Here is a 9040-nt window from a genome sequence, read left to right on the forward strand (position 1 = left end):
TGTACTTCAGCTTCGCTTTGCCCAAGTGAGGTAGCTAATTCTCTTGTGGTTGCTTCTCGCTTTAGTTGAAGTGCGAGGCTTGAGCGCTGTTCTTCAATCGCCATCATCTGCTGTAACGCCCTAGCGTTTGTAATTTCTTGCTCAGGAGTTAGCAGAGGGTAGCGTCCGATTTCTTTGAGGTAGGAGCGAACTAAGTCGGTGGTTGGGCTGGGCATACTTTCGATTAATTCTGAGGAATACTTTTATTTTTCGTTTAAGTAATGTATACACTCATTTTGTTACTGGTAGCGTCACCAATTACTTGAAAGTGGAACGCACCCAGAAGAACAACATCAGAACGGCTCAAGAAATGGTTGAGTTCGCCACTCAATATCAAGGAAGGCTCATGATCAACTCCAAGTCTGGTCATGCTGCTGTGTCAATTTCAACACATAGTATCTACGACGCTGATGGTGGTGTTGTACCAAGAGTGTTACTCGTTCGTCCCCAAAAAGAAACCCGTATACCAGTCAAGGATTTAGAATCTTCCACTTGGAAAGCGGTTTGTGTCGATGCGTTCGTCGCAGGGTGGTCGAAGGAAGTGGACACACTGCCCAAGTTCACAACCGATTACCTGCATTTGGTAACTGGTATTCTCCTACCCATCTGGAAAATCCTGCCACAGCAAAATAGTCGAGTATTCCGACTACAAACCAGCGATGGACAAAAGATTCTCGGTCGGGTGGTGAATGCTCACGACATTCAAACCGTGCGCGAACAACTTGGACTGAGGAACCAGCTGCTTTCTCCAGAAGAACTTGTGAAGCTGGTACTGAACGAGAGATATACACAGCAGTTGCCGGGTGGTGTAACCTTGCGACGCTCTTTCATTGCTGGTGAACCTCGCATAGAACTGGTTAATGCTATCTCACTGGCAGAGCGACTCTTAGCTGTGGGTTGCTTCACCGAGATTATCAACTGGCAAAAGCGCTTATTCATTCCAGTTTCAGACAAAGCACCAGCTATTCTAGCGGCTTTGATTGAAATTTTGGGATAAGTCAAAAGCTGATGTATCTAATAAATACATCAGCTTATTTTTCGCTCAAACAAGAGTGTGAAGAAAAGGAAAGGGGAAAGAGAACCCCGTACTTACCGTTTCGGCACGGTGAGGGGTCAAGATTTATGCGTTCAGTTCAGAGCAGACTCTTTCATTTGCAGCTTTGGTTCAGCCACTCGGTTTTATAAAGAGGATGGAAGCGGATCTGAAGAATATTTGCAGTGGCTCAGACAGCAAATCACATAAATCCTGAACAGTTGTGTACACGTTTGGAAAGAAGAGCAAATTATTGGGCAAATTGAGATGATGCGTTGTCAACACGATTCAAGCGTTAGCTACGTCAATTTGTTTTACCTGACTGAAAACATTACTGTATAAGGCTTTCAACCAAAACTGACAATTTTCCCGTTTCGGCACGGTGATGCCAAAGGTGTTAAAGCGGTTAATTTATTTGGTGGCAACTGTTGGGAAGTTCAATGGAGCAGTCCATTGGTTGCGGCATTGATCCGTTGCATGGCGGCTCATAGCAGCTTTGCTACTTTCTCCCCTTGAAGGTGTTCCGAATTGATAAATCATTATTAAAAACTTAGTTTCGCCATTTCACTACAATATTCTTGCTTGATCAAGCAAATAGTTGTACTTTACAAGATGTGTGCTGTTCGAGGAATCACCTTGTTTTCAGTGACACAAAATTTTACTTCCACAGCACAAAATTTTATGGCTAACTTCAACGTCACTAACATCAATGATACTGGTGCAGGTTCTCTGCGGGACGCGATTACACAAGCTAATAACACGAATGGCGCAGATACAATTAGTTTTACTGGTACAACATTCGAGGATAGCATTGCTGATACCATTACCCTAACTAGTGGGGAGCTAATAATCACCGATACAATTATCATTAATGGCAAAGAGTCAAGCAATCTTACTATTAGTGGTAACAATGCTAGCCGTGTCTTTAACGTCAATGATCAAGATAGTAATAATCAAATTAGAGTAGAGGTTAGTGGACTGACAATTACTGGTGGAACTAGTGTTGATAACGGTGGTGGCATCCTCAACTTAGAAAACCTGACAATCAACAACAGTATCATTAGTAGCAATTCAGCTTTCTCTGGCGCAGGGATCGCTAATTTTGGGACAGCTAATATTAACAGCAGCACCATTAGCAGCAATTCGACTACTGAAGGAGTCGGCGGCGGGGTCGCTAACGGTGGTATGCTCATAATCGACAACAGCACTATCGCCCAAAATTCATCTTTATTCGGCGGCGGGATTAACAACTTTGGGAGAATCATAATCAGCAACAGCACTCTCTCCAGCAATCAATCTGATAGAGGAGGCGGGATCAGCAATACTGGCAAAGTTACAGTTAGTAACAGCACCATTAGTAAAAATTCAGCAGTTTCTGATAGCGACATCTTTGTCTTTGGCACAGATACAATTACCAGCAGTCTATCTGGAGATACGTTTAGTGGCAATGGTGGCGGCGTCTTTAACTCTATTGAGGGCAAATTCACGCTACTTAACAGTACTGTCTTTGGCAATCAAGCTACTGGCAGTGGTGGCGGCATCTTTAACTCAAGCCAAGTCACCTTAATTAATAGTATCGTTACTAATAACACTGCTGACTCTGACAACAATGGTATTGGCAAAGGTGGAGGAGTTAGCAATGATTCAGGTATCTTTTCTGCTAGCAATACCATCATCGCAGCTAACAAAGTGATTCCCGATAATCTAGAGCTAGGAACTGTCAACCCTAACATTGATGGAAACATTACTGGCGGTACTAATAATTTTATAGGGGCTATTACAAGTGCATCAACTAATAATCTTCTCGTTAGTGGAGTTGACAATGGCATCCTTTCTGGCAGGGAGAATTGTAATCACTTGTTCTCTCAAGTATTTAGTAGCTCATATTGCTTGTACCCAACTTTTTACTTCTAGTTGAATCAGAAAAATTTGGTCAGTTGATTGCATCTGCTCCCGATTGAGTGGAATGGATGGCTTAATTTTTAATAAATGGAATGTAGTATTGGTTTTATCCAAATCGATAACCAAAACCTCTTACAGTCACAATGTATTCAGGACGACTTGGATCTACCTCTAACTTCTCACGCAACCATCGAATGTGAACATCAACTGTTTTAGTATCTCCAAAAAAATCTTCTCCCCAAATTTTGTTTAGTATCTGTTGTCGTGTCCATACCCGCTGTGTATGACTAATAAACAGTTCTAATAGGCAAAACTCTTTCGGAGCTAAATTCACCTCTTGACCCCGAAGCAGAACGCGACACTCTTGCGGTATCAGTGTGATATCTTTGTATACTAATACTTGTATTGGCGGCAATTTCATTAACCATTGCCGACGCAGTAATGCCCGGCAACGTGCCACTAGCTCCCGCATTCCGAACGGTTTTGTTAAGTAATCATCTGCTCCTACTTCTAACCCCAAAACACAATCAGTTTCACTATTTTTAGAACTCAGCATCAAAATCGGTACTAAAATTCCTTGCTCGCGCAGTAAACGGCAAATATTTAATCCATTTATATCAGATAACATTAAGTCAAGAATAACTAAGTCAAACGCAGGTTTTTCTGAGTTAGTTTCAAGTGAAGTCAAACATTCTATTGTCGTTCTCCCACTTGTTACTGTGATTACCTCATAACCTTCTTCCGATAGTGCTACATCTAGCATTTTTCGGCTTAACTCTTCACTTTCTGCTACTAAAACACGATAAGTCTGACCAATTTTTACTTGGGCAAAATAATTGGTTAATTCCTGGGTATACATTGGGAACTAAAAGATTTAGTGTGTGCTTGTATTTAGATGAGTATTGAGAAAACTATCTTCGTAAACAAACAGAAATATTTTTCACAACTATTAGGGGACATCGCCTGCAAACAGGTTTCATCAGCTTATGAAAAAATAAACCCAGGTAGATAAAATGTCTATCTAAAGATAGTTTTGTTGAAAAACTCTTTTAATGTAACTATCTTTAGATACTTGAAAATAACTAAATTATTATCTGTACTTTGACAATTGGTTAATACCTCATCGGTTAGTATTGAGGGCGGTGTTGATGGATTTACTTGCAAGAGTAGAACTTACTGGAGCGCTTACGCAACAAGCAGTATTTTGGTAAGCGCGATTACGCTTACTGAAGAAATTCTGCCCAACTTGAAATTGTTGTGTTTTGAAGCTTGAAGCTATAGAACTCTTAGGTTTTTTCTATACTCCATGATCTCAATTAAGGCTTGAACGATTAGGTCAAATGTACTAATTTAGTCTCAATTCAACTAAAAAGCGGAGATCAATTATGATTGATCACACTGGTATCGTTGTGAGTGATTTTGAGCAAAGTAAGTCCTTTTATGGTGCGGCATTAGAACCAATTGGACTGTTACTCATTGCAGAGTATTTAGCCTCTACCACTGGAAGTACCGATATTGCTGGTTTCGGTCAGCCGCCAGAAGCTGAATTCTGGCTTACTCACGGTAATCCTGGCTCTGTAAGAGTTCATGTAGCGTTCAGAGTTCACAACCATGCTGCTGTTGAGGCATTTTACAACGCAGCTTTAGCTGCTGGTGGACGAGACAACGGTGCGCCTGGTCTGCGTCCTCAGTATCATCCTAACTACTATGCTGCTTTCGTTCTTGATCCAGACGGACATAATATTGAAGCAGTCTGTCATCAGCCTGAATAAGCAGCATTTTCTAAATTAAAGGAAACTTGACAATTGGCAACTTAGTATATAAAAATTGTGTACTGAAGACTTAGTATCAATTTAAACTACTTTATGAACTTTTAGCCGCAGAGGAATCTGATAGCTACACCCTCATTACAAGCCAAACTCCTCGGGAGCCTCTGACGGGGGTTGAAAAATTCTGCTGCCGTGCGTGGAACAGAGTAGATCAAACTTGGGGCGTTACCAAAATGAGGCAAAGCAGCAACAGCAGCAAGATATACTGGAGCAAAAGCAACGGGGACAAGGTTTTAGTCGATAATCTCATATTGACTAGGCAAACTCGTGGCTCAAAAAATTTTATCCCTATTCTTTAAGGAAATATACTTAATAGTTAGTATAGTTAGCAAACAAAATATATTTGGTTGAGATATTGTGATATTTCTTTTTCCTAGCGATTACTTCAATCCTAAAAAAGCGGATGCAGACTACTCCGAGCAAGTTACTTGTATACAAAACGCTGGGTTTGCAACTAGAGTTATTTCTTTAGAGTCGTTAGGAACGGGTTCATCAAAGATTATTCCAGCCCCAACTCCTGGCTCAAAAGTGGTCTACCGGGGTTGGATGCTCTCGCCTAGAGATTATGAGTTATTAGTTAGTGTTGTAGAAAGTACAGGGGCAAGTGTCTTAATTTCTTTGACTGAGTATCTATCTACACATTATCTGAGCAGTTGGTATCCTTTAATTACTGATTTGACTCCAGAGACTAAATTTTATTCCGTCGATGATGATTTAGAGAACCAGTTGAATCAACTCGGCTGGGATGGATTTTTTATCAAAGATTATGTTAAGTCTCTCAAAACCTCAGTTGGTTCCATAATTAATCAACCTTCGCAAATCAAAACAGTAGTTGCCGAGATGCAAAAATTTCGAGGCACGATTGAGGGAGGCATTTGTGTGCGGCGGATTGAAGATTTTATCAAAGAAACTGAGAGGCGTTACTTTGTCCTATTTGGTAAACCTTTTGCTGCTTTAGCAGATGAAGAAATTCCAGAGATTGTCTTTGAGTGTGCCAAGCGGATTGAGAGCCAGTTTTTCTCTGTTGATGTAATAGAGCGTAGAGATGGTACTAAACGAATCGTAGAAATTGGTGATGGGCAGGTATCAGATATTATTGGATGGACATCTGAACGTTTTGCTCAACTGTGGATTGACAACTAACAAGCCGATAAAGTTGATTGCTATACTCCTAGCCCAAAGCCCTATTCTCTCGTGACTCATTATCATTAAAATTAAGTTGTTGAGAATAAAGTCTCTTATGAAATCCTTGCTATTTCGTTGTTTCACGATTTAACGGCAAAAGTCAGATCACAAATGCTCTGGATGCAGTGACTAAAAAAGACATTATTGGATGGTTCACTCACTGTCGTTACTATATTGCCCTCAACTGAGAACCGCTATAATTACCGTTCTTGTTCAGTTGGGCGGATCAAGATTTCGTTGACGTTAACATGTGACGGCTGTGTGACGGCATAAACAATCGCATTGGCAATATCTTCGCTCTCCAGATTTTTAACCGAACCGTAGAAGTTTTTTGCCTGCTCTTTTGCAGAGGAATCCGTAATATGCTGCGGTAATTCTGTTGCCACTAACCCTGGCTCGATAATCGTGACGCGGATGTTATTTTGATAGACCTCTTTACGAAGTACTTCACTAAACGCACCAACCGCCCATTTGCTGGCGTTATAAACACCGCTTCCGGCGTTTGCAACTCTACCTGCAACTGATGAAATGTTTACGATGTGTCCAGCACCTTGTGCCTTCATCAAAGGTAAAACTTTGTGAGTAGCATACATCAATCCCAATACATTGAGATTGATCATGCGTCGCCAGTCTTCCGTATCTGCACCGTCAATCAGACTTAACAGCATCACCCCTGCATTATTAATGAGAATATCAACTCTGCCAAATTTTGCATGAGTTTGGTTCACCAATGCTTCTACCTGCGCCTCATCTGAAACATCAGCAGTAATGGATAAAACTTTCCCACCAGTGCCAGTAATCCGGGCTTTTAGGTCTTGCAAGCGATCGCTTCGACGGGCAGCAATTACTACCGTAGCGCCAACTGATGCCAGTGCTAATGCTGTAGCCTCACCAATACCAGACGATGCCCCTGTTACAATTGCTACTTTGTCAATCAACTTACCAACCATTGTTAGTTTCTCCGTTGTTGTTTTTTCGTTTTTTACGTAGAAGTCAATTGACCTTTGAGAGCTTTACACGTTCATTAGTAGACTAAACAACTGAACCCTTTTATGGATTGAATTGTTTGCTCCTAGCAATTACAGCCCGGAAGAGTCAGGACACTTGCCCCTCCTGCTTCCTTGAATCAAACATCATCACCTAGTCTCAAATGGAGCGATCGCACTCTCCTATTTTGTTTGACCCTAGCATGAGGAAATAGTAGACGATATGAATCAGAAGATGGATTTGCTGTCACTTGTCTTGAATCTCAAACAACTCCTTACCTGATGCAACCCATCTCACCAGTGAGTCAGTAAAACTTCAGCTTGTGGTGATTGTTACAGGTAAACATAATTCTTCGTTTTGGGTAGTTGCTGGATAAAAGTGCTTTGTATTGCGGGTAGTTCCAAACTAATAACACTCCTAACTCTGACAACAATGGTATTGGCAAAGGTGCCGGAGTTAGCAATGATTAAAGTATCTTTAATGCTAGCAATACCATCATCGCAACTAACAAAGTGACTCCAGATAATCTAGGGCTAGGAACTGTCAACCCTAACATTGATGGAAACATTATGGCGGTACTAATAATTTTATAAGAGCTATTACAAGTGCATCAAGTAATGATCTTCTCGTTAGTGGGGTTGACAATAGCATCCTTTCTGGCAGTGAGAACTATGGACAGTTGTTCTCTCAAGCATTTAGTGGCTCATATTGCTTGTACCCAACTTTTTGCTTCTAGTTGAAATATTCTGAGTTCCGTCTTCTCTACATCAATAGAATTTAGGAGCTTGCGCCCTTCATTCTTTGATCAATTTCTTTTAACTTACCTTCTAGAGCCTGACGAATTTCTTTAAGCTGATTATAGGCTAATCCTTCAAGCTCAAGAGCGCCTATAGTTTTAACTGTTTTAATAATCTTACTATTTTGGTTAGTTGGGTTTTCAGAGGATTTGTGCTTTTTTAATATCTCTTTTACTAAAGCTTTTGTTTGGCTTAAAGAAAGTTTCTCTTGAATAACCTTCTCAGTTAGTTGGATTCTTACTTTCCGAGCTTGAGTTTCATTGATTTTTAGTTGAGTAGCAGATAGCTTATTCAATTCTTTAGCTTTGCTGCTCTCTAACCCTTCCTCTCGAATAGCATTTTTTAAATCCTTTGATAATTTGAGTAAAGGGAAAATATTAGTGTCAATAGAGGTAGGGTTAAGCTGTAATGCTAAAATTACATCAAATATTTTTTGCTCTTCAGCACTTTTGAAATCAACAGTTTCTAGCCACTGCCTTTGAGTTTCTGGAGAAGCTAATCGGATATCAGACAGTTCTAAATTTTTACGGTTGCGCTCTAATCGGCTCATTGCGGCGTTAAGTAAACGTGGTATGGAATCTTTCTGTTCTGACAACTCATTGGAACTTCTGAAACTCCTTGTTTGTTAGCTAATTCTGTAACTAGCGATATTACATACTCCCATAAATAAGAGTTTTCTCCCGCTAAACAACGATTGTGAGCGGCTCTAACAACTATACCTGTATTTTTATTTTTACGTTGAAGTGCAAATACTTCTGCAATATCTCCTTCACGGTCAAAAACATGAATCACTCTTGTTAGAAGCAAGGCGTTAAACCCCTGCAAAAATAGTACTAAGATTTAGCTTTTGCGAGTTTAATTAGCATAAAAAGCTACTTGTTTTCAAGAAATGGCAAAGGAGAGTGTTATTAAGCGTATATTGGTTTGTGACGATGTGGCTGATAACTCTTTTCTTCTAAAAACGATTTTACAAGCAGAAGATTGTTTGATTGAAATCGTTGATTCGGGTACAGCAGTGCTAGCTTACCTTGAAACAGCCCCTAAGCCACCTGACTTGCTAATACTAGATGTAGTAATGCCAAAAATGGATGGGTTTGAAGTTGTTCGTCACCTCCCTTGATCGACGAAATTTCAATTTATTCCGATTTTGCTGGTCAGGGTTAGCGCATCTCAAACCCTATTGACAAGGGGATTTGTTTGAATTAGGAACTGTACTGTACGTTGGCTCCTGATTGAACGATGAGAGGAATTAATACCTTACTGTCCAA

10 protein-coding genes are annotated in these 9040 nt (G+C 40.4%); 5 read left to right on the plus strand and 5 right to left on the minus strand.

Going from position 1 to position 9040, the window contains the following annotated elements; translation table 11 throughout:
* Positions 1 to 215 (minus strand): sigma-70 factor domain-containing protein (locus H6G97_RS38960; RefSeq protein ID WP_277883402.1); only part of this gene is annotated, 215 nt, incomplete at its 3' end.
* A 92-nt stretch (positions 216 to 307) separates the two neighbouring features.
* Between H6G97_RS38960 and H6G97_RS38965 the strand changes: the two genes are divergently transcribed.
* Entirely contained in the window at positions 308 to 1036 is a 729-nt protein-coding gene (locus H6G97_RS38965) for a hypothetical protein (RefSeq protein ID WP_242055864.1), read from the plus strand.
* Between the two features lie 681 nt (positions 1037 to 1717).
* Positions 1718 to 2986, plus strand: coding sequence for a hypothetical protein (locus H6G97_RS38970; RefSeq protein WP_190946006.1), 1269 nt, complete (start codon positions 1718 to 1720; stop codon positions 2984 to 2986).
* 94 nt (positions 2987 to 3080) lie between these two features.
* Here H6G97_RS38970 and H6G97_RS38975 read toward each other — a convergent pair whose 3' ends face one another.
* Positions 3081 to 3833, minus strand: coding sequence for a response regulator transcription factor (locus tag H6G97_RS38975; protein ID WP_190946007.1), 753 nt, complete (start codon positions 3831 to 3833; stop codon positions 3081 to 3083).
* Positions 3834 to 4359: 526 nt separating this feature from the next.
* Between H6G97_RS38975 and H6G97_RS38980 the strand changes: the two genes are divergently transcribed.
* Positions 4360 to 4746 (plus strand): VOC family protein, encoded by a 387-nt coding sequence (locus tag H6G97_RS38980; protein ID WP_190946008.1) that lies wholly within the window; start codon positions 4360 to 4362, stop codon positions 4744 to 4746.
* 414 nt (positions 4747 to 5160) lie between these two features.
* The gene (locus H6G97_RS51640; RefSeq protein ID WP_190946009.1) at positions 5161 to 5946 is read left to right on the plus strand and encodes an ATP-grasp domain-containing protein; all 786 of its coding nucleotides are present in this window, start codon (positions 5161 to 5163) and stop codon (positions 5944 to 5946) included.
* A 242-nt stretch (positions 5947 to 6188) separates the two neighbouring features.
* Here the strand turns inward: H6G97_RS51640 and H6G97_RS38990 are convergent, their stop codons facing one another.
* From H6G97_RS38990 to H6G97_RS56495, 3 genes are all read right to left on the minus strand, one after another.
* The gene (locus H6G97_RS38990) at positions 6189 to 6938 is read right to left on the minus strand and encodes an SDR family NAD(P)-dependent oxidoreductase (protein WP_190946010.1); all 750 of its coding nucleotides are present in this window, start codon (positions 6936 to 6938) and stop codon (positions 6189 to 6191) included.
* An 814-nt stretch (positions 6939 to 7752) separates the two neighbouring features.
* Positions 7753 to 8322, minus strand: a complete 570-nt coding sequence (locus tag H6G97_RS38995) for a hypothetical protein (RefSeq protein ID WP_206759148.1) — start codon at positions 8320 to 8322, stop codon at positions 7753 to 7755.
* On the minus strand, positions 8319 to 8579 hold the full coding sequence (locus H6G97_RS56495; protein WP_190946012.1) for a hypothetical protein: 261 nt from the start codon (positions 8577 to 8579) through the stop codon (positions 8319 to 8321). The genes H6G97_RS38995 and H6G97_RS56495 overlap by 4 nt, the downstream gene beginning before the upstream one ends.
* An 82-nt stretch (positions 8580 to 8661) precedes the next feature.
* On the opposite strand from H6G97_RS56495, the gene H6G97_RS39005 reads away from it, so the two are divergent.
* Positions 8662 to 8892, plus strand: coding sequence for a response regulator (locus H6G97_RS39005; protein ID WP_190946013.1), 231 nt, complete (start codon positions 8662 to 8664; stop codon positions 8890 to 8892).
* The last annotated feature ends 148 nt before the right edge of the window (positions 8893 to 9040 follow it).

Origin of the sequence: Nostoc flagelliforme FACHB-838, assembly GCF_014698065.1 — a bacterium.
Classification (GTDB): Bacteria; Cyanobacteriota; Cyanobacteriia; order Cyanobacteriales; family Nostocaceae; genus Nostoc; species Nostoc flagelliforme_B.